Here is a 25515-nt window from a genome sequence, read left to right as displayed (position 1 = left end):
CGCCAACCGCAGGCGGGCGCAACGCCAATGAAATTTACCACTTCCTGCTCCCCGACCCCGGCATGGTGGGTTACAGCGACAAAACCGCCAAACAGCTGCGGCCAGAGGCGTTTAAGAAAATCAAAGCGTGGCAAAAAGCGTTTTGCGCCCCGTTAGACGAGCAGGAAATTAAAACTCTTCAGCTACTCAGCGAAGCGGTAGACCGCCTATGGCGGGGACACACCCCGCCTATGGCGGGAACACACCCAAATGCTGGCGCAAGACCGCAAACGCACCGAAGACAACCACCGCCTATGGGGCCAGCAGGGCGGCGACGAATACCACACCAGCACCCGCGAAAAAGACGACATACGCACCGGCGGCATTTTTAACACCAACGCCCGCATTGCCTCGCCGTACCGCCGCCTTAAGCTGGCGATGGATTACTGGTGCGCGCTGTGGTTCTGGCCGCTGGAAAATGTCAACCAGCTGCCCGACCGCAGCACCTGGCTGTTTGAACTCAACACGATTTTAAATTCTCAAGGCACCTTCGAGTTCGCCCCCGCTCAAGAAAGCCTGCTAGGCAGCCAGGGCGAAAGTGCACCCGCCACCGAAGAAGCCAACCCCTTCGCCAAACCGGTGGAAGACCTGTTCGCCGCCGACGAGCTGCAGCAAACCCTGCGTGCCGAAACCCGGCCCGAAACACAAGCCGCCCGGGAAGTCAGCAACCAGCGCGGCGATCTAAACCTGGAAAAGCTGTTCAAAAACCCCTTCTTCGCCAACCTAAAGTTTGCCCACCAGCTAGGCGAGCACTACCGCTTCTTCCACTGGGAACTGGCCTTCGCCGACATCTTTGCCAACCGCGGCGGCTTCGACATCACTCTGGGTAACCCGCCCTGGCGCAAGGTGGAATGGCAGGAAGGCGGTATCCTCGGCGACCACAACCCGGCCTTTGTGCTGCACAAACTCAGTGCCAAGCAACTGACCGACGAGCGCGAGGCGGCCTTCGAACGCAGCCCGCAACTGCAGCAGGCCTGGTTTGATGAGCTGGCGGAAGCGGAAGGTTCGCAGGCGTTTCTCAATGCCACCCAGAACTACCCGCAGCTCAAGGGTGTGCAGACCAACCTGTACAAATGCTTCCTGCCCCGGGCCTGGGCCAATTTGAACGGACAGGGCGTGAGTGGCTTTCTGCATCCGGAGGGGATTTATGATGATCCCAAGGGTGGGGGATTCCGTCGGGAGGTGTACAACCGTCTTCGTAGGCATTTCCAATACACTAACGTACGTCTGCTTTTTGCCGAAATTATGATATGGGTGAAGTTCTCGGTAAACATCTACGGTCCTTGCCGAGACGAACCAAAGTTCGATTCCATCTCGAATGTGTTCGACCCCTCAACAGTAGATGCATGCTATCAAAGTGATGGCTCTGGACCCGTGCCCGGGATTAAAAGCGGTATTGGAGAGGAGGAGAGCTCAAAGGGCAGCTGGGAGTTAACTGGCCACCGCGACCGTATTCTCGAAATCGGCTGGCACGAACTGGCCCTGTTCGCCCAGCTCTACGACGAAGCCGGCACCGATGCCCTGGAAGCCCGACTGCCGGCCCTGCACGCCCGGCAGCTCACCAACGTACTGGAAAAATTCGCCGCCCAGCCCCGGCGGCTGGGGGATCTGAAAGGGCAGTACTTCTCCACGGTAATGTTCGACGAAACCTATGCCCAGCGGGACGGCACCATCACGCGGGAAACCCGCTTTCCGGAAAACCCGGAACAATGGATACTCTCCGGTCCCCATTTCTTCGTTGGTAATCCGTTTTACAAAACTCCGCGACAGGAATGCAATACACCAAGGGCCTACGATCCTCTCGACCTGCAAACCCTGCCGGACGACTACCTGCCGCGCACCAACTACATCCCCGCCTGCGACCCCGCCACCTACCGCGACCGCACCCCGCGCGTGCCTTGGGTGGAAGAGGGCGAGCACCGGGAGCGGTTGGTGACGGAGTATTATCGGTTTGTCACGAAGTTTCAGCTTTCTCAGTCGGGCGAAAGAACTTTTTTGAACACGATAATTGCACCCGGGCTTGGCCACATAAATACGGGTGTGAGCTATACATTCAGAAGCGTGGACGACTTAATTAACTTCTCTGCGTTTTCAATCAGTCTGGTAGCAGATTTTTATATCAAGGCTACAGGACGACCTTCGTCGCAGAGCATAGTCCACACTCTGCCAGTCCCAAGCCTTCCTTCTAGTGTGAAAGCTAGGGCTTTGGCGCTGCAGAGCTTGACGAACATTTACGCCGACCTCTGGCAATCCAACTGGCAAGACAACTTCCGCCAACAACATTGGGCCACTCGCGAACCCATCGCCGCGTTGCCCCAGGACTTCTTTGCCAACCTCACCCCCGAGTGGCAACGCCACAACGCCCTGCGCACCGACTACGCCCGCCGCCAGGCCCTGGTAGAAATCGACGTCCTCGTCGCCCAGGCCCTCGGCCTCACGCTGGAAGAACTGCTCACCATCTACCGTGTCCAGTTCCCCGTGCTGCAACAGAACGAAGCCGAAACCTTCTACGACCAGACCGGCCGCGTCGTCTTCAGCGTCAACATTGGCATAGCAGGCGTAGGCCTGCCCAGAAAAGCCAACAAGAAGGAACTCACCGAAGGCACCTTCTACTGCATAGACGCACCAGAAAGAAAAGAAGACGACATCGCCCTCGGCTGGGAAGACATCCAGCACCTGCAGGAAGGCAGCGTTTACAAAACCTATAAGGACGACACGCTTCCGGGTGGGCCGGTGGAGCGCACCGTGGCATACAAAGCCCCGTTCTTCAAGCCAGATAGGGAAGAGGATTATCGAGTGGCTTGGGGGATTTTTGCCGGAGCTGAGCAATAAAAGAATTTGGCATGAAGCCAAATGCGCGACCGTAGGGATCGCGTAGTAAAAGAGTGGCAGAAGCCACAATGAAAACATGAATCAAAAGGGATCATTGTAATGAAAATGCTTAAATTAGGCTTGATAGTGTCCGCGCTTGGTTTTTTAGGAGGTTGTGCTGCTGCTGGGGTTACCGGACTGCCTAGCGATACGGCTGAGAAAAATTTCGTATTCGATAAAGAGTTCGATAACGTGTGGGAGGCAACGGTAGAGTGGTTTGCCAGCAATAATACGCCTATTGATAATGTTGATAAAAACTCAGGGCTTATATCTTCAAATTATGGCCTAAATCCAGGCTCAGGGATAATAAATTGTGGCCAGCCGACGGGCAATGTAGGCTTATTACAAGCTAATTTCGAGGATGTTAACGCAAATATTAATGTGATTGTCCGTGATCAAGGGGAGCAACAGACGAGAGCGACAGTAAATATTTTTGGTAAAGCACTTGTTGTGGTTAGAAATGGCTATGGTCAAGTAATGAGCAGTGCCTCTGTTGATTGTGTGTCGACGGGTAGTTATGAAAAAAGCTATCAAGATTACGTCGATAACTACTAAAATTTTGTCAGCACCTTTTTAAGAGGTGCTGTGTTCATTTTATTAATAAAATAATTGGCTTATAAGCAGGCTTAAAATGAAAGAATTTAAAATTTACATGCATCCAGCCGGAATGCACGAAGCAGTTAAGCAGGGATGGTCTTGGCCAGGATTCTTTTTTGGCCCTATATGGGCGCTGGTCAAAAAATATGGGGTTTGGGATCTATCTTACTGGTAACTGTAATTGTGCTTGCACTGTTCCCAGCCAGTTCGGATATAGGACTGCTAGCTTCGTTGGTAAACTTCGGTATCTATATTACATGTGGTTTGAACGGTAACAGCTGGCGCGAAAAGAACTTAGTCTCCCGCGGGTATGAATGTCAGAAGTTGGTTGAGGCCGCTAATACAGATAAGGCAATGGCCATTTACTTAGGTGATGAGGCTTAAAATTCACAGTATTGAAGTGGGAGGTTAATTGAACAGTGCGGTTATGCAGAAAATTAGTGTGTTGGGAGTGTTTAGGAGGCGGAGCGATGAAAGCTAACTATAAACATTCAGCTTTATTTAAGGGTCGTTAGATAAGTTTCAGGATTTGGAGCGATAAATGTTAAAAATACTAAAATGCTTCAGCAGGGAAGAGATAGATCCTTCAGGTTATGTTTATTATGCCAGGTTTCAAGAATTTGGTGTTAAGTTTTATGTTATTGGGTTTTCTAAGGAGGAATCGCTTGAAAAGCACTTGACTGAATATGAAAACGGAGAGGGTGAGTGTATTGATAAAATTTTCTTCTTCACTTTTAGAAGTGATGGGTGGGACGTTTGTCAGCGTATGTTTGATATTTTGAAAAAGAAGAGGAGCTTTAGAAGGTATGGAAAAGAACCTAGCTTACCATTTTATGGTAAAGATCAGTCTAATGTTTTTGCCTACGATGTTTTAGGGCTAGATGCAGAGCTCTATAAACTGAGTAAAGAAGCTGAAGCCAGTAGGCAAGACGCAGGTTTTGGTTGTCTCGTCATTTTTTTAGGACTAGTGCTAATTCCTTTTACTGCAGGTGTTTCGATCATATTAATAATTGTTTTTATAGGGTTTGTGGCAATGCATCCCTACTTAACGAAACACGCTAAAGAAATAGAGGGAAAAGCAGCTCCTGAGCTACCTCCGAAGCTTCAAGGGTTAGTCGATGCATTAGTTTCCAAGCGTGATTTTCAATAATGCTTACCGCATGTCTTGATAGTGGCTATGCATAGGCTAACGTTAAGTTCACTGATTGCTAATATTAATTAATTTTGATGGGTGGTTGATGCTATGACGAAATCTTTGATGTCAGTTTTTGAATCGCTTTCAGCAAGCAGTGTGACTAGCGTTTTTGTGGCGATAATTTTGGTAGCCGGCATGCTCTGCTTTTTGTTTTATTTAATAGGCTGGTTCAAGCGTTTAACAGCCTATGCCTCTAGTTTGCTCACATCATTAGGTATTCTTGGAACTTTTACCGGCATCATTATTGGCCTAATGCACTTTGACGCAAGCAGTGCTGAAGCTATTGATGCCAGTATTTCTGGACTATTGGATGGTCTAAAGACGGCGTTTATTACTAGCTTGGTGGGTATGGCGGCAGCGATTGTTTACAAAATACTAACGTCTACTATCCCACCTGTTCCTGAATGGCGCCGTCAGCAAGATAGCAGCGCTTCTCAAACGAATGAAGATGCGACGGGTAATGACCTGCTACAGGCGATTCAGCTAGGTAATGAGCAGCAAGCCACGCACCACACTGAACAGCAACTAGAGCTAGAAAAACTGAATAAATCGCTCACCGGTGAAGGCGATAGTTCGTTGAGTACCCTAATCGGTAAGCAGCGCTTGGAAAATCGTGAGTTTAACGAGGCACTTTGTAAGCGGTTAGATGCTCTTCAAGAGACGAATCACGCCATGGCAGAGCGATTAGCTGCTCAGCAAACGCAGCTGGCGGATGATATGGCCGCGTCTCACCAAACGGCGAGTGAGCAACTTGCCGCGCTACAAACAGTGGTATCGGTAGTCAGTCAGCAGCAGGAGCGTTTCGAGCGTTTCGCTACAGATTTGGAGCAGCAGCTTAAAGATTTTGCCGAAATGCTGTCCAAATCAGCCACTGAGCAGATGATTGAAGCGCTGAAGAACGTGATTGCAGAGTTCAATGACAAGCTGACTGAGCAGTTTGGTGAAAACTTCAAAGCGCTGGATGCCTCGGTGAAAAAGCTGGTTGACTGGCAAGAGAACTATAAAGAGCAGCTAGGCGAGATGCGTGCCCAGTTTGATCTTTCCGTTAAGGCGTTGGCTGATTCAGAACAATCAGTAAGCCATATTAGCCAGTCGGCCGCCACCATCCCTGAAACCATGTCAGGGATGCAGGTGTTGCTGGAGACATCGCGCCATCAAATTGATGAACTAGAGCGTCATTTAAGCGCCTTTGCAGAAATGCGCGATAAGGCGGTTGAGGCCGTGCCGCAGATGCAGCAGCAGGTTGAAGCGAGTATGAAAGATGTCACGCAGGCTGCCACTACCGCCAGCGAGCATTATCAAACGCTGTTGACAGACTCTGACCACTACATCAAACAACACAATAAATCGGTTGCTGAGTTCCTCTCAAGCTTCACCACGACAACGAATGAAAGTACAGCCAAGCTGCGCTTGAAAGTGCTGGTGAACTGAAAACGACGTTGAGCGAAGGCACAACGAGCATCGGCACTGAATTACAGCGTCAGTCCAACGAGCTTGAACGCCATTTCAATACGTCCAGCCAGGGGTTGGAAAAGAGTACGCAGTCATTGATGGAAGCGTCAGAAGGTTTTACGAAAGAAACCCAAGCGATGCTTGAACAGCTCAAACAGGGTGGGGTCGATGCCGGCAAGCAGATCGAAACTATCCAGGCCCAAGTAAAAGAAAGCACTGAGGAGATGCAAAAGTATCTGACACGGAGCTTTGATGAGATTACTGCCGCGCAAGCTGAGCAGATGAATAAGGCGTATCAGCAAATGGCGGGGTTAATTGAGGACGCCGCCAAAAAAGGTAAAGAAAGCGTACAGGAACAGGCACAGCAGCTTGATGAAAGCATGCAGGAAGAAATCAATCGCGTTATGCAAACCATGGGTACGGCACTAGCACAAATTGCCGGGCGCTTTACTGAGGACTATCAAAAGCTCACCGCACAAATGCAGCAGGTTGTTGATAGCGCCCGTGATGGAGGACGTTGAGCATGAGCTGGATACAGCGGGTGTTACCTCCATCAAAAGTGCAGAAAGCAACAGAAGCTGATGAAGAGCATCATTGGTTGTCTGTTTCGGACCTAATGGCCGGGCTAATGATGGTCTTTTTATTTATTGCCGTGGTGTTTATGCGCAATGCCTGGGTGGAAAAGGAGCGCGTTACGGAAGTGGCCGTGGCGTATCAAGAGAACCAGGTGGCGCTTTACCAGGCATTGATGGCTGAGTTCGAAGACGATCTTGAGCAATGGGAAGCGGCGATCGACGATACCACCTTGTCATTCACATTTCAGTCACCAGAGGTCTTGTTTGCCACTGGTTCGACAGAGCTACAGCAGCGCTTTCGGGATATTTTGGCAGATTTTTTCCCTCGCTACCTAAATGTGTTAATGCAGTTTTCAGACTCTATAAACGAGGTGCGCATTGAAGGCCATACCAGCAGTGTCTGGGGCATGAATACGCCCGAAGATGAAGCCTATTTTAACAATATGGAGCTTTCGCAGGGGCGTACGCGCACGGTGTTGAATCATGTGTATGGACTGGATGAGGTAACACCGCTAAAAGGCTGGGTAAAAGCCAACGTCGCTGCCGTTGGGTTCTCTTCTTCACGTTTAGAGTTAACGGGTGAAGGTATAGAAGACCGAGAAGCCTCACGACGCGTGAGTTTTCGTGTAATCACCAATGCCGATACGCAAATCCGCAAGATTCTGGAGCAAGGCGGATGAAGCTGACCGTTGATCTCTCGGCCCTGCTTGCCCAGCCTAAGAAGATGGGCGATACGGTGGTGGTAGAAATTAAAGAGACGCGCTTGCCACCGCTTTCACGCGAAGGTGTGCAGTTACAATCGTTGGACGACTTACGAGTCGTCGACGGCCTGCTAGCACATGGCAATACTCAGGTGGTGCTTTATATTCAAGATCATAGTTTCAAGTATGAACGCGCATTGGTGTCACCGCGTGATGCTAATCGGTTTCATATTGCGGAATGCAAAACTATTCAAGATATGCGGGCGTCTGGAAGATTTGAGCGTTACGTTGTCACCAATAATGCTTCTGGCAAGTTCTACGCAACAAATGGCCACGGCGGAGGGGAGTATATCGAGCTTAATGTGTGTATGAACTGTTTGGAAAAGCTCAATTATCAAGGATATCGTCAGAAAATAAAATCTGAGCGCTATCAAATGGTTAGTCAATTCCAAGCGGAAGAGTTCTTTGAGAAATACAGTTCATTTTTCGGTAGTTTTCCCAGCCGACAAGCAGGTGGCAAAGATGGCTATACCGACGATTGGGCTGCCATCTCTCGTCAAATGCGCGAAGCAGCAAATTTTTGTTGTCAGGAGTGTAAAGTCGACCTTTCTGCTCATCCGCGCTTGTTACATACCCATCACATCAATGGTGTAAAGCACGATAACAGTCCACGTAACCTTAGTGTGCTGTGCATCGACTGCCACAGTAAAGCGCCAAATCACGAACGTATGCATGTGCCTCATAAAGACCGCTTAACAGTTGCCCGATTGAGGCGTGAGCAAACCCAAGTGAAAATAGGCTCAGGTTGGGATGCGATTGCTAAATTTGCAGACCCTGCAGTTGAAGGACTCATATCACAATGCCGTGCCGTTGGTGTGCCAGCACCGGATGAGTGTGGTATCGATATTACGAATGAGTCTGGAGAGGTAGTAGCCAATCTAGAATTGGCTTGGTGGAAAGCCAAAATAGGAGTTGTGATACACGACAAAGATGCAGAAGTAGCGCGCCGCCAGGGGTGGCGAGTTGACAAAGTTAACTACACGATTGAGCACGCGCATGAACTTAAAGCGGCGCTCTCTAGGTGTTAATTGGTTGAGATAAGAGAGTATCTAACCACTTTAAAAAGATCACAAGAAGGAACTCCTATGATCCCCGGCCTACTTGCTAGCGAAGTATCTGCCGCCCTGCGTGAGTTTATTATCACGGGCTTTGAAACCGAAACGGCACCTTTCAAAGGTGAGTTTCAGCGTTTAGTGGAAGAGCAGCAGGGTGGCGAGGCGTTTATCAAAGGGCCGTATATTTCGATAGGCTTGCCGTTCTTGACGGGGGCGGCAGGTCGGGATTTCTTCAAGGGATTTGAAACTGAGTTTCCTCCTTATGCCCACCAAGAGCAGGCGTGGCAGCGCTTGGCCTCTGACCGGCAAGCGGCCAATACCCTGGTGGCGACGGGTACGGGTTCTGGTAAAACCGAGTGTTTTATGTACCCGGTGCTGGACCACTGCCAGCGGGTGGGTGGCCCAGGCATCAAAGCCATCGTCATTTATCCAATGAATGCGTTGGCCGCCGACCAAGCCAAGCGGTTTGCCAAAGAAGTTCACCAACAAGCAGCGCTGAAAGGCCTACGGGTAGGGTTGTTTGTAGGCGGCGATGGGCAGGGCAGCAAGGTAATGGGGCCAGAGCAGGTGATTACGGATAAAGACACCCTGCGCAACAGCCCGCCTGATGTCCTGCTTACCAACTATAAAATGTTGGACTACCTGCTGATGCGTCCCAAAGATCAGGTGTTATGGGCACACAATGGGCCTGATACGCTGCGCTATTTAGTGGTGGATGAGTTACATACCTTTGATGGCGCCCAAGGGACAGACCTCTCTTTGTTGATCCGCCGTTTACGTGCTCGCTTCGGTATGCAGCCCGAGCAGCTTATTTGTGTGGGTACTTCTGCAACGCTTGGCGGTGATGATAGCGTCAACGGGCTGCTTTCCTATGCGGGGGATATTTTTTCCAGCCCGTTTGGGCGTGACTCGGTCATTGCTGAACAGCGTATGAGCGATACCGAGTTTTTGGATAACATCGCGTTTTTGAACCTGAACCCTGACATTGGCCCGGAAGAGCTGCAGGCGGCGCTGCAAGAGGGGCTGGATGCGTATTTGCATACTGCGTATCAACTGTTTTTCAGTAAAGCGCCTGAAGAGGCATTATCTGCCGAGTTAGGGCGCAGGATATTAGGGAGTGAATTAAAACAGCATGGTCAGCTTGCCAACTTGCTGCGTCAAATAAAGCTGGGCACCGGTACCCCTGCCTTTCATGAGCTGGTAAGCAAGTTGGCAGCTCAAGTACCGCAGCGTTTTGCCCGCCAGCCTGAGCAGGCATTGTTGGCACTGTTATCGTTAGCGGCCCATGCACGAGATAAGGTAGGGCGGCCCTTCGTTCAACTGCGTATGCAGCTGTGGTCGCGGGAGCTACGGCGGATTGTGGGTACGTTGCGTGAGCCTGAAGTAGCGGCTGCTACCTTCATTTCAGAAAGGGAGGCGCCTGAAAAATATGAACAGGTGTCGGAATGCCCGCCACTGTTGTCGTTTGGTGACGACCAGCCGCCTAAAGATCAGTCTCAGGTGCGATTACCGCTAGTACAGTGCCGTGAGTGTCATGGCACTGCGTGGTTAACCCGAATGGAGGGAGGCGCTGTAACAGACGATGTGGTGGAAACGGAGCTTCAGGCCATTTATTCCAGCTTCTTTAGCCACCATGCGGAAACCACGCTGTTGCTGCCGTGGCAGCAAGGTGAAAAGCAGTCGCCTGCAGGCAAGGTGCTGCATAATTTTAAGGTGTGCCGCCAATGCGGCAAAACAGCAGCGGCGGACTTTGCCGGTGCATGTAAAGGGTGCCAGGCAGGTAATGAAGCGTTAGTGCGGGTGAGCAAACCTCATCAACTGAAAGAGGTCACCCGTGGCACGGTCAATCGTGTGGTTCACGAGCACGACTGCCCCTACTGTGCGGCCAAGTCGTCGCTGATTGTGTTTGGGGCACGGGCGGCTAGCCTTAGCGCGGTGGCGATTCATCAGCTGTTCAGCAGTCGTGATAATGATGACCGTAAGCTGCTAACGTTCAGCGATTCGGTGCAGGATGCCACCCATCGCGCAGGGTTCTTCGCGGCGCGTACTTGGCAAAATAATGTGCGAATGGCGCTTACCCAACTGCTGGAAAGCCAACCTGAGCCGTTACCTATTTTGCAGCTGCCAGAGCAGTTTGAAGCGTTCTGGCTGAACCATGCTGAGCAACAAGGGCGGCTAACACTGCCTTATTATCTACGCGAGTTTATGCCCCCCGATCAGCGCTTTAGCGCTGATTTTGAGCACTTTGAGCAAACCGGTGAGGTGAAGTCGCCAGAGCGTCTGCTACCGCTAATTCGTCAGCGCATGTTGTGGCAACTATTGGAAGATTTGGCTTGGCGCGCTCAGGTGGGACGTTCGCTTAATCGGCTTGGTATCGCGGCGCTAGATTGGCCGTTAGCACAGGTTGAGCAAGCGGCTGCTCACTGGGCTGAAGTGGCTGATAATACCTTGGGCTATCGAATCGACCGTGCGGCGGCGGTGGGTTTAATGGTGGGCTTGATGCAGCACTTGGTGGCGCTGGGGGCTGTCGGCTTAGAGGATTTACGCTATTACCGTGAAAAGTCGGGCACGGCGTATTTGCTCAAGTTTTTGAACTATGTGCCTCCTTTGGGGCCTGGCTCGCCAAGGCCTCAATATCCAGCCACTGGTAACGGTGAAGGGTACGAACCGCTCTCCCATAGCCAAAACGTGCCTTCGTGGTACGAGCGTTGGTTAGCATGCTTAAACCCCGATGCACTTGTTGACAAAAAACAGCGTGAGCAAGTAATAGTGGCTGCGTTGGATTCGCTTTGCGCGACGGGGCTTGTGCAGCAAGAACACAATGAGCGTGGTGTGACGCTATGGGCATTAAACCCTGAGCAGCTGGCAATTACGTGCAATATCCAAGCAGTCGAATGCCCAGGGTACCGGCCTTTGCATGTGCCCGCAGGTCATGCGGCTCTTTGGTTAGGGTTGCCACTGCTTAATGCGTCTGACCCGCGGCGTGTATACGAGCATACGCGGCCGCTGCGTGATTCGCTCTATCGCACGCTTTTCCGGCATGGTGAAATTCATCGGGTAATTGCCCATGAGCATACCGGCCTGCTGGCCAGCAGTGACCGCACTCGGGTAGAAAACAGCTTTATCAAAGGCGATAAGCCCTGGGAATATAACCTGCTTTCCGCGACGCCAACGCTTGAAATGGGGATTGATATTGGCGATCTTTCCAGCGTTTTGCTGTGTTCAGTGCCGCCTGCGCAAGCCAATTATTTGCAGCGGGTAGGCCGTGGGGGACGCCGGGATGGCAATTCATTTGTATTGACCGTGGCGAATGGCCGCCCTCACGACTTGGTGTTTTATGCCGACCCAAGCCGAATGTTGGATACTCCTGTTGAACCCCCTGCGGTTTTCTTAAAAGCGCGCCATGTTTTGCGCCGCCAGCTGTTAGCTTACGCGATGGACTGCTGGACGCGCGGGGCAAAAGGGGAAAATGTCGTGCCTTCGAGGATGCAGCCAGTCTTGGATGCCGTCGAGAAGACACAGCAAGATCGTTTCCCGTACACACTGTTGAACTTTATTGAGCACAACATGCAGGAGGTGTGGGATGGTTTTGTCAGGCATGTGGCAACTGAATTAAGCGATGAAGACCAAGAACTCTTGCGCCAATACTTGTTTGGTGGCCCGCAGCATAGTGAAGACCACCTGCGGCTCTATGTGTTGAATCGGCTCAGAGTCGTCGCTGATGAGCGCCAGCGAATGGCCGATACCATTAAAGAGTTGGATAAGCAGTTGGAAAAACTGCGTAAGCAGCCCCAGGACGAGCATACCCAAGCAGAAATAGTGGAGTTAGAGCGGGAAGCAGCCGGCTACCGGGGTATGCGTATCCGTATGAATAAGCGCGAAACGCTGAATTTCTTTACCGATGAAGGCTTGTTGCCGAATTATGCGTTTCCTGAGGAGGGTGCAACGCTTCACTCGGTGATTTTTCGCTCTGATAAAGCTGTCGCCGCCAGCGGCGCCGAGCGTGAGTTCATCAAGCGTGAATATGAGTACCAGCGACCTGCCCAGGCGGCACTCACAGAGCTGGCGCCTGAGTCGGTATTTTATGCGGGTAACCGCCGAGTTACGGTAAGCCGCGTAGAAACGGCTAAGGGGCGTAATATTCAAGATTGGCGCTTCTGCCCCCGCTGCCACTACTCCGCCCCGGCGGATGATCCTAGTGCAGGGTTTAACAGTAAAACCTGTCCCCGTTGCCACACTACTCAGTGGTGTGACCAAAGCGCTCGTACCAAAATGCTGAAAATGACTCAGGTATATGCGTTCACCAATGCGAAAGATGCCCAGTTGGATGACCGTTCTGATGATCGCGAGCCGGTGTTTTTCAATAAACAGATGTTAATTGACTTTGCACTGTCAGATATTGCGATTACTTGGGTGTTGGATGATAAAGATAAGCCCTTTGGTTTTGAGTTCATCCGGGCGGCTAACTTCTTGGAGGTGAATTTTGGCCGACGAGAAGGCGAGGAGATGTATTTTGATGTGGCTGGTGAGCATATCCAGCGGGCTGGTTTTCCAATTTGCCGAGAGTGCGGCTCGGTACAAACCAAAGCGGCAGCGGCCGGTAAAAAAGAGGCTGAGCATCTAAAATCGTGCCGTTATTCCCGTGGCCCTAAAAAATTAGCGAGCGGTAAAGAAGATAGCGGTATCGAAAATTGCTTATATCTTTACCGGCGTTTTACCTCGGAAGGTTTGCGTATTTTGCTTCCCAGGTTGGCAACAGGAGGAACAGAGGAGCAGGTGAACTCCTTTGTAGCGGCGCTACAGCTGGGTTTAAAACGTCGTTTTGGAGGCAAAGTTGACCACTTGCGGGTGGCGCACCAAAGCGAGCCGATAGGGGAAACTGATGAGCGTCGGCACTTTATTGTGCTGTATGACTCAGTGCCTGGCGGTACGGGCTATTTACACGAGCTGCTAAGCCGAGCGGACAACATGCAGGCGGTGTTTCAGATGGCTTATGAAGTCATGGAGCGCTGTGACTGTTACGACAACACGATGGATGGCTGTTACCGCTGTTTGCTGGAGTATCGCAATGCCTATGGCATGGAAAGTACCAGTAAAGCGCTGGCGCTGGAAATGCTAAAGGATATTGTGAAAGGCGGCCATCAGTGGGTTAAAAACGAAGAGTCTTTGAGTGCTTTGGGTGGCAACCCATGGATAGATAGTGAACTAGAAGCGCGTTTCCCAGAAGCTCTGGCGCGTTTTTCCGGTGCGCCCTGCGTAGCTGAGCGCAAGGTGCGAGTATCTCAGGATGTGGTGCGTGGTAAGCATGGTTATCGGTTAACCATTGGCGAGGTGGGCTATGAGCTGGAACCGCAGGTAGATCTGGGGGCTGCGGAAGGCGTTCAGTTTGCTAGCCGCCCAGATTTTGTGATGTGGCCCGTGCGTAGCGAGCTCGCGCCGGTGGCTATTTTCCTGGATGGCTACCAATACCATGTTCACGCTGTTAGCAATGACCTGCTTAAACGCCAAGCGCTGATTCATGCTGGTTTTGTGGTGTGGTCGCTAAATTGGTACGACATCAATAGCGTTCTGGGCGATAAAGCGATGGATGTACCCCTACCGGCAGGAATGACCTCTCCTGAGCATAATCATCAAGCGATAGCGGGGCTGGCCAAGGTGGCGGGGGTTAGCAATGCTGCTGAACATTTGGGTCAAACGACTTTCGAGCTACTGCTGCATTTCCTTTGTGAACAGAATATGGATGCCCTAGCGAAGCAGGCATTACTGTTTCTATTCCAGTGTTTGCCTGGTAAATCCCTGGCTGACCCCGCTATTAAACAGCAGGTACAAGATAACCTAAGTGGGCTACCTGCTTCGTTTACTGATTTAACACCTGAGCCAGTCGCGCTAGCAGGCAGTGTAACGCTGTTAGATCAGTCCGGCCCAGCCACGCTAACGCTGGAGGTGGTGGCAGCGAAAACACTGTTAACGTCAGCAGATGTAGCCAGTGCGTTGGTGACGCTTGGTTATGATATGCACAACAGCAGTGAAGAGGCTGCCCGGTATCAGTGGCAGCGATTGTGGACAGCGTTTAATTTTCTGCAGTTCTTGCCAGTGTTCTACGCATGGATGCCAGAATCAAAAAACAGTGGTATCGCTGCGGGCCTACTTTGGCCACCACAGCAGCTATCTTCAGCGGATGCTTCTTCCTGCCAGTACCCTGAATGGTTCACGCTGCTAGATGAGCCCCTCGCAACCGCCCTCAAAAGCCACAATATCGTATGGCCAGCGCAGGCGAGAGTCGCAGAGGAGCTGACAGCCGGAGAGTTCGATGAGGTAGTGGGGGAGGTAGAGTTGCAATTTGACGTTTACAAGGTCGCACTGCTGTTAGAAGAACTAGAAGATCAAGCCGCTGCAAGGCCTTACTTGGAAGCGGAGGGTTGGCATATTTGCACGTCTGCCGATGCGTTGGCAGCCACCTTACTTGAATTGGACTCAGGAGCTTGAAATGGTCAGCGTAGCCTTCTCTGAAAAGTATTTTGAAAGCTTGCTAAAGCTCACACCTAACGAGCAGAGCCAGGCAAACAAAGCAGTGATGCTGTTTCAGCAAGACCCTCAGCATGGTGGGTTGCATTATGAACGCCTGACCGCTTTTAAAGATAACAAGCTGCGTTCCATTCGTGCCAATCAAGATGTACGCATAATTTTGGCTGCTGCTGAAAAAGAAAACCTTTATCTGATGCTGTATGTAGACCACCACGAACCGGCGTATACGTGGGCGTCAAAGCGCAAGGTAGAAGTGAACCCCAATACTGGTAGCTTGCAGATGTTTACGGTGGAGGAGGGGGTATTAGAGCCGCCTGCTCATCAGCCTGCAGCGCCGGTGGCGGCTGGCTTATTTGATGCTATCCGTGACCGGCAATTAATGCAGCTAGGTGTGCCGGAAGAAACAATCCCGCTAATACGTAGCATGAAAATTGAAGCAGATCTTGAGACTGCCCGCGTTAACGATCAGCTTCCGCCCGATGCTTATGAGGGGCTGTTTATGTTAATGGCCGGAGCGAGTTTTGAAGAGGCGTATCAAGAAACCGTGCCTGCAGCACCTGACAGCGTGGATACGGACGACTTTAGTGCTGCGCTAGCACGTCCTGAGTCTCGGGCGCACTTTGCAGTGGCAGAGAATGAGCAGGCGCTGCAAGAAGTGCTTAACCAGTCGCTGGAGAAATGGCGCGTCTTTTTACATCCCGCCCAGCGTCGCTTAGCGAATGGCGATAAAAATGGCCCTGTACGTGTGTTAGGTGGGGCGGGTACTGGCAAAACGGTGGTGGCGATGCACCGTGCTAAGTGGTTAGCAGAACGGCTTGTGGAGCAGTCGGAAGCCAGTGAAAGCCATGTGCTATTCACCACGTTTACCCGCAATTTAGCGACTGATATTCAGCAGAACCTAAATAAAATATGCTCTCAGGATGTATTGAAGCGCGTTGAAGTCGTCAATCTTGATGCCTGGGTGGTGAGCTTTCTCAAAAAGCTAGGCTACGACTACGGTTTGCTGATGGACGCTAAAGAAGAAAACAGACTGTGGAATGACGCTTATTCCGAGAAGCCTGCCAGCTCTGATCTGACGCTGGCATTTTTTAAAGAAGAGTGGTCTAGAGTGGTTCAGCCTCAGTCTGTCACGACGCTTGATGCCTATAAAAAAGCGTCGCGCCTAGGGCGTGGTACGCGCTTAAACCGCCAGCAACGCGTGGAAATTTGGCCTGTCTTTGAGCGCTACCGTCATCTATTGGCCAGTAATCATCTTAAAGAAGCAGATGACGCTTATCGTGATGCTCGCCAGCTCTTGGAAGCGAACCCTGACCTGCGGCCATCCATCAGCTCCGTCATTGTTGATGAGGCGCAGGATATGGGTACTCAGGCGTTTATGCTACTGAGGGCTTTAGTGCCTGAAGGAAAAAACGACCTGTTTATGGTAGGTGACGGGCATCAGCGTATTTACGGTAAAAACAAAGTTGTACTGGGCCAGTGCGGTATTAATATTCGCGGCCGCAGTGCGCGGTTAAAAGTGAATTACCGCACCACCGATGAGACGCGTCAACTGGCGGTGAGCGTGTTGGAAGGCGTGGCTGTTGATGACTTAGATGGCGGTGAAGATACTCAGGCGTTTTATCACTCTTTGATGCACGGCCCTGCGCCAGAAATACGCTGCTTCGATAGCATGGACGAGCAAGCTGAGGCGATATTAGCGTCTATGGAGGGCAACACGTTAGCGCCAGAGACCTGCTGTGTGATTGCGCGAACGCGTAAAGAGGTCACAGAACTAAAGCATGCGTTGGAAAGTCGTCAACAGCGATGTCATTTATTGGACGGTCGTAGCACGCGCACGCCAGATGGTGCGCTTAACCTTGCCACTATGCACCGAGTAAAAGGCCTTGAGTTTGATGCTGTATTCATCGCCTCGGTTAATCGTGGACTACTTCCGCTCGATTTTGTAATGAGCGCTGCCGCAGATGCTGTTACCCGCCGCCAGCGAGAGAACGAAGAGCGGGCTTTGGTGTATGTCAGCCTTACGCGCGCACGAAAACTGGCCTTTGTATATGGTTATGAGCAAATGAGTGAGTGGTTTAGCGCAGGGTTTTAATAAGTCGCATTAAATACAGGCTGAAAAATTGTTCCCTCAGACAAATGCTGCTCGACACGGGCAGCTTCTAATATTTCTCGCTCTGAGGGATAGTGCCGCAATAGTCTCTTTGCTTCTACGCGTACGCCTTCAGGAAGGTGTCTACTCTGGCTAAGTTCGGCCAGGAATTTGTGAGTTTGGATAATGGCGCGTGTGCGCTCACTTGGAGTGGTCATAGAATTTACTCCTGATGAGAAAAAGCCACCACAAGTAATAATGACGGCTTTTACAGTGTTAAAACGCTTCGATGTTATGGCGTTAACGAGCAGGCTAGCTGAGGCTGCCAAAAAATATTTTGTCCAATCCGGCTAAAGCCCCACTGGCTTTTGCTACGAAACGCACGCTGTTGGTTATCTGTCATGGCGCTTTGCCCATCTGCATCACGAATGTAACGAGCAAGTGTCATGGCGGCTGGCTGGCCATAACGCGCGCCCGGGGAAGCGCATGTCCAGATATGGCGTAAGGTCATCGCAATGTTAGGCTCATGTTGGTCTAAATAGGCAAGGCCATAGGCACACGCTTCTAGCGTAAACGCATCGTGGCTACAGAGCTTCCACGCCGCGTTAGGCTTGCCTTTCGAGTCGTAGGTATACGTCTTACCAATATCGTGCAACAGCCCTGCTACAAAGCACGTTTCCTGCATCAGGCGCGGCATAGCGGGCTCATTTAAGCGCAGCATGGCAACAGCATTATTCGCGACGTTCAGCGAATGCTCTAGCAGCCCACCTGGATAGGCGTGGTGGTAGGCCACGCTGGCGGGTGCATTCAGAAACGCCTCGATACGGTCCTTACGTTCCAATACCCGTGTTAAAAAACTGCGTAAGTGCTCCGATTGCAGAGACTGTACGGTCTTCACTAATTGATCGAACACCGCTGGTGCGGGGGCGTACACACGTGGTAGCGATTGTAGCGTGTCCAGTGAGTGGACTTTCTCACGGGTCGCCTTGCGGAACTCATCAAGTAGGAATTGGCCCGATAAGCACTTTACTCCTGATGCAGTAACAAAATCCAAATGGCCAATGCGCTCAGGAACGTGTGTCTTTGCTAAATTCAGCATTGCGATACGATCACCTTCGCAGTCGCTTAGCCGAAGCTTTAGAAAAGGCGTTTTTGCATTGTCGAACTCCACCACGCGCCCCGTAAGGCGATAAGTGCCAGTAAAAGTGCGAGACAGGTGTGCTGGAGCTTGTTGATTAGGCCGTTTCATGGCGGTGCTCCTTCTCGGGCTTGGTAGACGTGGCATTGCCTAATAAACGCTCGAAAGCAGAGCCGTCCATACGTGTGGCATTAGGCACATAGCGGGAATAAACCTTAAACAGCATCTCGGTTGAGCTGTGGCCTAACATGCGCGCTACCCACTCTGGGTTCTCACCCGAGGCTAGAAACAGCGTCGCGGCAGTATGGCGCGTTTGGTACGGGCGGCGTTTCGTCAGCCCAAGCGACCTCAGCAAGGGATACCACACGCGCTTTGTCACGTTATTGTGATCAAGCGGCTGCCCCAGTTGATTGCTGAACACGTACTGGCTCATACGCCCGGTGGCGGCATACTGCGTTTTTAAGGCGTCGTATACCGGACCAAACATGGGAATTTCACGCTGCGAGCCATCGGTCTTGGTGTATTCGGTCTCTCCGTTGATTAACGTCTCGCGCACTAAGATTTCCCTCTTTGCGAAATCTACATTCTTCCACTTCAATCCATCGACCTCACCGGTACGCATACCAGTAAAAAAGCGCGCCGTGTAGTAGTTACGATAGTCGGGGCGCACGTTATCAATGATGCGGTGGACTTCATGGAGCGAGAAGGGCTCTATGTGCGTCTTCTGTAGCTTTAAGGGTTTGATATTTTTGTAGGGCGTCTCGAAATCGAATCGCTCGGCGGCCTCATCCAGCACCATGCGAAGAATCGTCATATGGCTGTTGATAGTCTTTGGCGATACTAGCCCTGTGGTGCCTCGTCCCTTGCGCTTGGCCAGCTTGGCGCGAAACCCCATGATGTCAGCCTTGGTTATATCGCCGACGGGCTTTTTACCGAATGCGGGCTTAAGTGAGCTATCCAAGATCGAGTTCACGTTACGTACATGAGAAGAGCGCCACTGGATCTTGCTCTCTTCAAACCACTGCTCGGCAAAGTCGTTGAAGAGTGGTGTTTCTACCTGCTGCGATATGCTCTCAGTGGTTTGCGTAGCCACTGTAGAGTTGAGAGTAGCCTGCGTAGGCGCTAGTTTTTTTAAGTTTTTGCTGCCAGGAAAAAACTCGGCATAATCGAAGTCATCTAGCAGGATTTTGGCTTCTATCTTTGCAAGCAGTTGCTCTACTTTTTTTCGGTTGGCAGGTGTGTCTTTCAGCGCGGTTTGTTCACGCAGCCGCAAGCCTTGATAAAAAAAGTCTAGGTAGAGCTTACCCGTCTCTTTACGTTGGCGGACTTTACCCATGACTAAAGCCTCCGTTGGCCATCGGAATGGATAGGTTTTTATGGGTCGCCTTCAGCATTTCTTTTTCAACGGCTTCCCAAAGGAACAAAATTTTGCGGCGGCCAAATGGTTTGATGTAGTGGGTGCCCTCAATAAGAACGCTATCTTTTAATTGCTGGCGGATGGTGCGGCAGTCGTACTTAATGCGCTGAGCAAGCTCTTCGGTCGTTAGGTAGGTATATGATGCTTCCATCGAAAACCTCCATGAGGGGTGGTATTCTGCGTGACTAAAAGGCATTCCAAATATCAGAATGTCATCCTGAGTGACATTTTAGACAGCAAAAAGCCATTTGCAAGATTTTTTTGCCATTCTGGATGACAAAAAATGTTTTAAGGAGGTTTTTGATGGTTCGTTGTCATCTTGCGCGCTTGATGGGTGAGCACAAAATGAAGATCGTTGATGTGGCGCGTGAAACGGGTTTGAACCGCAATACCATCACGCTGCTTTACAAAGAAACAGCTCAGCGCATTGAGTTAGACGCGTTGGATAAGCTATGCAAGTTATTCAACTGCGGGGTAGGGGATTTGCTCGAATTTGATGACGGCCAGGAAAAATAAACAATCACAAAGCGATAGGGCAGTCGGTTGCCTGAAGGTCGTAGAGGAAAATTCCTGAGGAAAAGAAAAAGGCCAATGTGTCACATATACGTCACAGATGTGTCACAGGAAGTTAGCCAACAAACAAACATAAAAAAGGCAGATCAGTAAGTAACTGATCTGCCTCTCAAAATATTGGTAGCGGGGACCGGATTTGAACCGATGACCTTCGGGTTATGAGCCCGACGAGCTACCAGACTGCTCCACCCCGCATCAACGTGTGGCGTATTCTACGCATTTTTAGCGCGAAGTCAACCCCCTGCATAAAACGCTTATATTGTTAGGCACGACCTTCATCGTGCTGCAACATTGGAAGAGTAAAGCTATGCTTCCAATAGGGATAACAAAAAGCTTACTGTCAGTATGTCGTCCAACTAACAATACGACGTGCTGTGAATGCTGAGGCGCTACGGCGCTTATTAAGAATGGCTTGCGACATCACCATAATGCTTAGCGTCCAAGCCGTTTGTCATATCAGGGAGGTAGTCAATGACCAATCAAGCCCCCGTCGCCTGGGTAACAGGTGGAACTGGTGGAATCGGAACGTCAATTTGCCATTCATTGGCGGATGCGGGTTATTTGGTAGTCGCGGGATATCACAATCCTGAGAAAGCCAAAACCTGGCTGGAAACCCAGCAAGCCGCTGGTTACGACAACATCGCGTTATCGGGTGTCGATCTTTCCGACCACAATGCCTGCCTAGAAGGTGCTCGAGAAATCCAAGAAAAATATGGGCCTATCAGCGTGTTAGTTAACTGTGCTGGCATCACTCGCGATGGCACCATGAAGAAAATGTCCTATGAACAGTGGTATCAAGTGATCGATACCAACCTTAATAGCGTCTTCAACACGTGCCGCAGCGTTATTGAAATGATGCTAGAGCAGGGCTACGGTCGCATCATCAATATTTCTTCTATCAATGGCCGTAAAGGTCAATTCGGGCAAGTGAACTATGCGGCTGCCAAAGCAGGTATGCATGGGTTGACCATGTCGCTGGCACAAGAAACAGCAACCAAAGGCATTACGGTGAATACCGTGTCGCCTGGCTACATTGCCACCGATATGATCATGAAAATTCCCGAGCAGGTGCGTGAAGCCATTCGTGAAACTATTCCAGTGAAGCGTTACGGTACACCGGAGGAGATCGGTCGCTTGGTAACGTTCTTAGCAGATAAAGAGTCAGGCTTTATTACTGGCGCCAATATTGATATTAATGGCGGTCAGTTTATGGGCTAATCGCCCAACGCGATAAGCAGATTTATTCAATCACGGAAAAGCGTAAACGGGAGGCTATTCGCCTCCCGTTGCTAGTGTTGGGGGGGAGCAGTACTTGTGTAACGTACTTATATAAAGGGCTTAAGGGTGAGGCACTCGCGCTAGGCGACTAAAAAGATTGTCAAACTCTTCTGCTTCCTTGCGCCACAATTGGTTAGGCATGGGGCCAAGCGCCATAAGTGCTGCTAATATGCCGCTGATCTCATCTGGTCGACTACGCTCGTTATTGATCCCTTCATTTAGCCGTTCTACTTGAATAGCCAGGCGGAGAGGTTCATCACGCTGCTTGACGCTACCTAACGCTAGCAAAGACAAATGCACTCTCAGGCGAGCCAGTCCATCTTCTAGCTCAGCAAGTTTTTCGGCTGAGAGGGGAGTGGAAGTGGTGAGCCGCGCATGATTGCGCTGCTGGTGAGCCTTCATAAAAATAGCAGGCAGCCCGTCACTCAATACCTCTTTCACATCAACTGCTTGTGGCTCTTCGCCGGCTAGTGATTGTTGGTCTGCGGCGATATGCGCATTTACCAGCGGTAAGGCGCTGTGCCATTGCTGCACTGTATGAGCAATTTCCAGGCGGCTTAAGCGCTCACGTTTAGCCCTTACAATGCCGCTAAGGCGTTTCTGCATGCCGTCACTTCGTCGATTACGTGGCAACGGCTCAAGCTGGCTAATGCTTTCTAGATAAGACGCAAGGGTGGCAGATTCTTCGGCTTGCGTCGGCTGCCAGCTATCCATTTCGTCAATTAATGTTTGCAACTGATCGAGCTTCTGTTGTTGGCGAGCTGCCTGTTCATGCTTGTGGGCGTCACGCTGAGCAAAGAGCTGATCGCAGGTATGACGAAAGGCTTTCCATAGGGCTTGCTCTTCGCCTTTTGGAGCACGACCCAGCGCGCGCCACTGCTGCTGTAGCTGCTTTGTGCTCGCTATGCGGGCGGCTAAGGGTGATTCGTGGTCATCCTGTAAGCTTTTCGCTTGTTCGATAAGCATGCGCTTTTGACTAGCGATCTGCTCTGCTCGCTGGTCAATAAGCGCCTGGAGGCGATGACGGATAGCTCCAAAACGACGGCCAACGGTTTCTGATTGGTCTCGAGGAACCGGAGAGTAGTGACGCCACTGGTGGCGGGCTTTGTCACGGATCTCGCGCAATACATCGGGGTCGGCATCCTCTGCTGGCTGATTAAGCAACGTTTCAAGTTGTTCGCAGAGTGCTTCACGGCCTTTCAGGTTGGCATCACGCTCTTGATTAAGCTGTTCTCGCCAGGGAGTCAAACGCTCGTGAATGCGATCAGAGGCCGCGCGAAAGCGTGCCGACTGTTCGCGATTAGCAGCGGCATCGCCGAGCGATTTCCACTCTTTTACCAACTGGCGATGGTGGCGATCAAGGGCAACGTCTGCCATGTGTTGATCGTCAGCCAGCGCTTCGATGCTAGCGCAGAGTTGCTCGCGTTTCGGGCCGGCCACAAAACCGCGCCAATCACGTAGTTCTGCTAACCGTGCGCCTAGCTGTTTCACGCGTGCTTTTAGCGGCTTGGCGTCTTCCCCTGTCAGTTCGTCGATGGAGGGTTTGAGGCGTTGATAGAGGCGGCTGGCACTTTTAAAGGCACCACGCTCTAACAAGTGTTCAAAGTTATCCACGTCGGCACTAAGCGCGTTAAGTGACGCGGTAGGGGTGGGTTTGGTAGAAACGTCAGCATCTTTTAACGCTTGTGCATGCTTGAGTAGCTCTGGAGGCGTTATGTGTTTAGGCCAAGCGCACTGCTTAACGTACTTGGCAATGGCCACGTTATCTTGGTTGGCAATGGCCGTTTCTATATCTGCGCTGATGGCTTGCCAGCGCTGCCATGCTTCCATGCATACTTCATAGCGTTTCAGTGCTTGGCTATAGCGTTGTTGAACGCTCTCGCCAGGCGGGTGTTGATCTGACAGGGATTGCCAACGCTGGCCGAGTAGTTGGCGTTGAGCCCGTAGGCTATCGATATCCTGAACTGTTAGCTGCTCTGCATGTGCCAGGCCCTCTAACGTTTCTTCAATGCCTTCAAGCAGTTGATCGCGAGTTCGTTCAATCTCTTCGCGATGAGCAATGCTCTGCTGACGCGCTTGTTCTTGCGTTTCATGATGATGCAGTGTTTTTCGGCAGCTAAGCGCTGCCTGATGAAAACGCTGCTCTTGCGTCACGCTGGGCGGGTGGGAAAGGCTTTGCCACTCACGCTCCAAATGACGGAAGCGACCACCATACAGCGGCTCCCAGGGAGCCCTGGCGTGCTGTTCTAACTGTTTAAGCAGATGCTCACGCTGGGCTTGTTGATCCGCTAGCCACTCAGCATCATTGCGCAGTTGGGTGAGCTTTTCTCGCGCCAGACGAATGACCTGGCGGTCACGACGCGCTTCTTTTAATAGCTTTTTGAGGCTCTCTTCACTTTCAATTCGTTGAGCCGCTTGATGGCGCACCGCTGCCACGCCGTTATGGCAGGCTTGGTGGACGAAGTCGCTTTCAACGGTTAATTGCTCTAACGCAGCGAGCCGCAGATTAAGGTTGTCTCCCTGAAGTGCAATGGCGTTGAGCAACCGAGGCTCCGATAGCTCTGCCACAATAGCCTGCCGTTTTTGCAGGTCGGTGTGGCCCTGTGAGCCACATAAGCGCTGGCAAGCCGCGTTAAACCAAGCTTCGTCTTGACGATGCTCTGGAAGCGCATTGACAAGCTCCGCTAAGTCATCAAGGGCCAGTAGAGCAGCAAGCTGGATGTTACTCTCTTTATCCTGTGCTAATTGCTTTAGCGCTTGTTGCTGTTCTGGTTGTTGAGGGTCAAGCTGGTCGAGTGCCTTGAGACGCACCTCGGGATCAGGGTGCTGCCACCGAGGAGCGAACAGGCGTCTTAACAGTCCGTGCATGGATCATCCTGCAGAGAGGTGCGTAGCGTGAAAAAAATCAACTACCGATGACAGATAGTTGCAGTCATCGGCGCTGTCGCTTAGCTTTGCTGTAGGCGCTGTGATGATTAATACTTCTTCACAACACCCAGCGCGAGATTGCGCTACCTTTATCTTACCTGAACATGACATGGAGTTCGGCCATGAGCCTCAACGCCAATAGTGCCGACATTGCCTTCACCTTTAAAGGTGGCATGCTGCCAATGACCGTCATGGAATTGAGCAGTGCTGACCCGGAACATATACGAAGTCAGCTAGCTGGCAAGTTGTCGCAATCCCCCGCGTTCTTTCAGCATACACCGGTTGTGCTGAGCGTGGAAAAACTCGATGAACCTCACTTGGCGCTTGAGCGCATTTGCGCGGTATGTCGCGATCATAAATTACTGCCGGTCGCCGTACGTGGCGGAGCTGAGCCAGTACGTCAATCTGCCTGGGCATTAGGGCTAGGCTGGTTTGCCCCTGTTGAAGAAGGGCGGTCTAGGCTATTAGAGAGCGTTGATACTACTGCTACCCCTGATGACGCCATAGACGAGGTGGAAGCTGCCGACCAGGAAGTGGTTGCGGTAGCAACACGCTTATTTCGCGGTACGGTGCGCTCTGGCCAGCAGGTAAGCGCATCAGAAGGCGATCTAGTGGTGATTGGGGCAGTAAATGCGGGCGCTGAAGTCCTGGCGGCTGGTAGTATCCACGTCTACGGAGCGCTTCGCGGACGTGCCTTGGCGGGTATTCATGGCAATACCCAGGCGGGTATTTACTGTCGAGAATTGGAAGCAGAGCTTCTTTCTGTGGCAGGCAATTACAAACGGTTAGAAGATATTGATTCACAGTTGCTTGGCCGTGCTGCAGAGGTGCATTTCGCTAAAGAGCAGCTGGAAATTAAGCCGCTGGGTTAATTCAAACGCATGAGCGTGTGTTGGTGCTTAATGCCTAGCGACGTCGCAAGCGCTATACGTTACAGTATGTCATGTTGTTGACATTGATGTTCCCGTTGTGCGCAGTGCGACCCTTTAAACGCGCTCGCGATGAACGACTTCAAGAAGGAA

At 51.3% G+C, this 25515-nt stretch carries 18 protein-coding genes and 1 tRNA gene; 13 read left to right on the top strand and 6 right to left on the bottom strand.

The features are described from left to right. The first annotated feature begins 249 nt into the window (after positions 1–249). From INT22_RS19710 to INT22_RS19665, 10 genes are all read left to right on the top strand, one after another. Positions 250–2871, top strand: coding sequence for a hypothetical protein (locus tag INT22_RS19710; RefSeq protein ID WP_193068771.1), 2622 nt, complete (start codon positions 250–252; stop codon positions 2869–2871). Positions 2872–2970: 99 nt separating this feature from the next. Beyond that, positions 2971–3465: a hypothetical protein gene (locus INT22_RS19705; RefSeq protein WP_193059315.1), complete on the top strand. Its 495-nt coding sequence runs from the start codon at positions 2971–2973 to the stop codon at positions 3463–3465. A 76-nt stretch (positions 3466–3541) separates the two neighbouring features. Then, positions 3542–3682 (top strand): hypothetical protein, encoded by a 141-nt coding sequence (locus INT22_RS21645; RefSeq protein ID WP_226912943.1) that lies wholly within the window; start codon positions 3542–3544, stop codon positions 3680–3682. A 366-nt stretch (positions 3683–4048) separates the two neighbouring features. Continuing rightward, complete coding sequence (locus INT22_RS19695) at positions 4049–4657, top strand: hypothetical protein (protein WP_193059314.1); 609 nt, start codon at positions 4049–4051, stop codon at positions 4655–4657. Between the two features lie 108 nt (positions 4658–4765). After that, complete coding sequence (locus INT22_RS19690; RefSeq protein WP_193059313.1) at positions 4766–6133, top strand: MotA/TolQ/ExbB proton channel family protein; 1368 nt, start codon at positions 4766–4768, stop codon at positions 6131–6133. A gap of 8 nt (positions 6134–6141) precedes the next feature. Next, positions 6142–6675, top strand: a complete 534-nt coding sequence (locus INT22_RS19685; protein WP_193059312.1) for a hypothetical protein — start codon at positions 6142–6144, stop codon at positions 6673–6675. 2 nt (positions 6676–6677) lie between these two features. After that, positions 6678–7409 carry an OmpA/MotB family protein gene (locus tag INT22_RS19680; protein WP_226912942.1) on the top strand — a complete coding sequence of 244 codons (732 nt, stop codon included), beginning with the start codon at positions 6678–6680 and terminating at the stop codon, positions 7407–7409. Further along, a complete protein-coding gene (locus tag INT22_RS19675; RefSeq protein WP_193059311.1) occupies positions 7406–8518 on the top strand; it encodes an HNH endonuclease in 1113 nt (370 codons plus the stop codon). The genes INT22_RS19680 and INT22_RS19675 overlap by 4 nt, the downstream gene beginning before the upstream one ends. Positions 8519–8575: 57 nt before the next feature. Continuing rightward, entirely contained in the window at positions 8576–15031 is a 6456-nt protein-coding gene (locus INT22_RS19670) for a DEAD/DEAH box helicase (protein ID WP_193059310.1), read from the top strand. 1 nt (position 15032) lies between these two features. Further along, positions 15033–17162: a UvrD-helicase domain-containing protein gene (locus INT22_RS19665; RefSeq protein WP_193059309.1), complete on the top strand. Its 2130-nt coding sequence runs from the start codon at positions 15033–15035 to the stop codon at positions 17160–17162. On the opposite strand, the gene INT22_RS19660 is transcribed toward INT22_RS19665, so the two are convergent. The 4 genes from INT22_RS19660 to INT22_RS19645 all read right to left on the bottom strand — a co-directional run bounded on the left by INT22_RS19660 (position 17159) and on the right by INT22_RS19645 (position 19865). Beyond that, positions 17159–17377, bottom strand: coding sequence for a BPSL0761 family protein (locus INT22_RS19660; RefSeq protein ID WP_172515350.1), 219 nt, complete (start codon positions 17375–17377; stop codon positions 17159–17161). The two genes, INT22_RS19665 and INT22_RS19660, sit on opposite strands and share 4 nt — an antisense overlap. 74 nt (positions 17378–17451) lie before the next feature. Beyond that, a complete protein-coding gene (locus INT22_RS19655; RefSeq protein WP_193059308.1) occupies positions 17452–18408 on the bottom strand; it encodes a TraI domain-containing protein in 957 nt (318 codons plus the stop codon). Continuing rightward, positions 18395–19633: an Arm DNA-binding domain-containing protein gene (locus INT22_RS19650; RefSeq protein WP_193059307.1), complete on the bottom strand. Its 1239-nt coding sequence runs from the start codon at positions 19631–19633 to the stop codon at positions 18395–18397. The genes INT22_RS19655 and INT22_RS19650 overlap by 14 nt, the downstream gene beginning before the upstream one ends. Beyond that, positions 19626–19865, bottom strand: a complete 240-nt coding sequence (locus INT22_RS19645) for a hypothetical protein (protein WP_009098524.1) — start codon at positions 19863–19865, stop codon at positions 19626–19628. The genes INT22_RS19650 and INT22_RS19645 overlap by 8 nt, the downstream gene beginning before the upstream one ends. A 152-nt stretch (positions 19866–20017) precedes the next feature. Between INT22_RS19645 and INT22_RS19640 the strand changes: the two genes are divergently transcribed. Further along, the gene (locus INT22_RS19640) at positions 20018–20230 is read left to right on the top strand and encodes a helix-turn-helix domain-containing protein (RefSeq protein ID WP_193059306.1); all 213 of its coding nucleotides are present in this window, start codon (positions 20018–20020) and stop codon (positions 20228–20230) included. A 175-nt stretch (positions 20231–20405) separates the two neighbouring features. Here INT22_RS19640 and INT22_RS19635 read toward each other — a convergent pair. Beyond that, positions 20406–20482 (bottom strand) — tRNA-Met (locus INT22_RS19635). 276 nt (positions 20483–20758) lie between these two features. Here INT22_RS19635 and phbB point away from each other — a divergent pair. Beyond that, positions 20759–21505: an acetoacetyl-CoA reductase gene (phbB, locus tag INT22_RS19630; protein ID WP_089039277.1), complete on the top strand. Its 747-nt coding sequence runs from the start codon at positions 20759–20761 to the stop codon at positions 21503–21505. 120 nt (positions 21506–21625) lie between these two features. On the opposite strand, the gene INT22_RS19625 is transcribed toward phbB, so the two are convergent. Further along, the gene (locus INT22_RS19625) at positions 21626–24433 is read right to left on the bottom strand and encodes a DUF349 domain-containing protein (RefSeq protein WP_193060458.1); all 2808 of its coding nucleotides are present in this window, start codon (positions 24431–24433) and stop codon (positions 21626–21628) included. A gap of 182 nt (positions 24434–24615) precedes the next feature. On the opposite strand from INT22_RS19625, the gene minC reads away from it, so the two are divergent. After that, positions 24616–25365: a septum site-determining protein MinC gene (gene minC / locus INT22_RS19620; RefSeq protein WP_038480943.1), complete on the top strand. Its 750-nt coding sequence runs from the start codon at positions 24616–24618 to the stop codon at positions 25363–25365. The last annotated feature ends 150 nt before the right edge of the window (positions 25366–25515 follow it).

Source organism: Halomonas sp. 3D7M, assembly GCF_014897885.1.
GTDB lineage: Bacteria > Pseudomonadota > Gammaproteobacteria > Pseudomonadales > Halomonadaceae > Vreelandella.
Note: the sequence above shows the minus strand (reverse complement) of the source record. Positions and strands in the feature narration are given on the sequence as shown.

Excerpts from the sequence above, each read along its gene's own strand:
- INT22_RS19710 (WP_193068771.1), top strand. The coding sequence starts at position 250 with ATGCTGGCGCAAGACCGCAAACGCACCGAAGACAACCACCGCCTATGG.
- INT22_RS19705 (WP_193059315.1), top strand. The coding sequence starts at position 2,971 with ATGAAAATGCTTAAATTAGGCTTGATAGTGTCCGCGCTTGGTTTTTTA.
- INT22_RS21645 (WP_226912943.1), top strand. The coding sequence starts at position 3,542 with ATGAAAGAATTTAAAATTTACATGCATCCAGCCGGAATGCACGAAGCA.
- INT22_RS19695 (WP_193059314.1), top strand. The coding sequence starts at position 4,049 with ATGTTAAAAATACTAAAATGCTTCAGCAGGGAAGAGATAGATCCTTCA.
- INT22_RS19690 (WP_193059313.1), top strand. The coding sequence starts at position 4,766 with ATGTCAGTTTTTGAATCGCTTTCAGCAAGCAGTGTGACTAGCGTTTTT.
- INT22_RS19680 (WP_226912942.1), top strand. The coding sequence starts at position 6,678 with ATGAGCTGGATACAGCGGGTGTTACCTCCATCAAAAGTGCAGAAAGCA.
- INT22_RS19675 (WP_193059311.1), top strand. The coding sequence starts at position 7,406 with ATGAAGCTGACCGTTGATCTCTCGGCCCTGCTTGCCCAGCCTAAGAAG.
- INT22_RS19670 (WP_193059310.1), top strand. The coding sequence starts at position 8,576 with ATGATCCCCGGCCTACTTGCTAGCGAAGTATCTGCCGCCCTGCGTGAG.
- INT22_RS19665 (WP_193059309.1), top strand. The coding sequence starts at position 15,033 with ATGGTCAGCGTAGCCTTCTCTGAAAAGTATTTTGAAAGCTTGCTAAAG.
- INT22_RS19660 (WP_172515350.1), bottom strand. The coding sequence starts at position 17,377 with ATGACCACTCCAAGTGAGCGCACACGCGCCATTATCCAAACTCACAAA.
- INT22_RS19655 (WP_193059308.1), bottom strand. The coding sequence starts at position 18,408 with ATGAAACGGCCTAATCAACAAGCTCCAGCACACCTGTCTCGCACTTTT.
- INT22_RS19650 (WP_193059307.1), bottom strand. The coding sequence starts at position 19,633 with ATGGGTAAAGTCCGCCAACGTAAAGAGACGGGTAAGCTCTACCTAGAC.
- INT22_RS19645 (WP_009098524.1), bottom strand. The coding sequence starts at position 19,865 with ATGGAAGCATCATATACCTACCTAACGACCGAAGAGCTTGCTCAGCGC.
- INT22_RS19640 (WP_193059306.1), top strand. The coding sequence starts at position 20,018 with ATGGTTCGTTGTCATCTTGCGCGCTTGATGGGTGAGCACAAAATGAAG.
- phbB (WP_089039277.1), top strand. The coding sequence starts at position 20,759 with ATGACCAATCAAGCCCCCGTCGCCTGGGTAACAGGTGGAACTGGTGGA.
- INT22_RS19625 (WP_193060458.1), bottom strand. The coding sequence starts at position 24,433 with ATGCACGGACTGTTAAGACGCCTGTTCGCTCCTCGGTGGCAGCACCCT.
- minC (WP_038480943.1), top strand. The coding sequence starts at position 24,616 with ATGAGCCTCAACGCCAATAGTGCCGACATTGCCTTCACCTTTAAAGGT.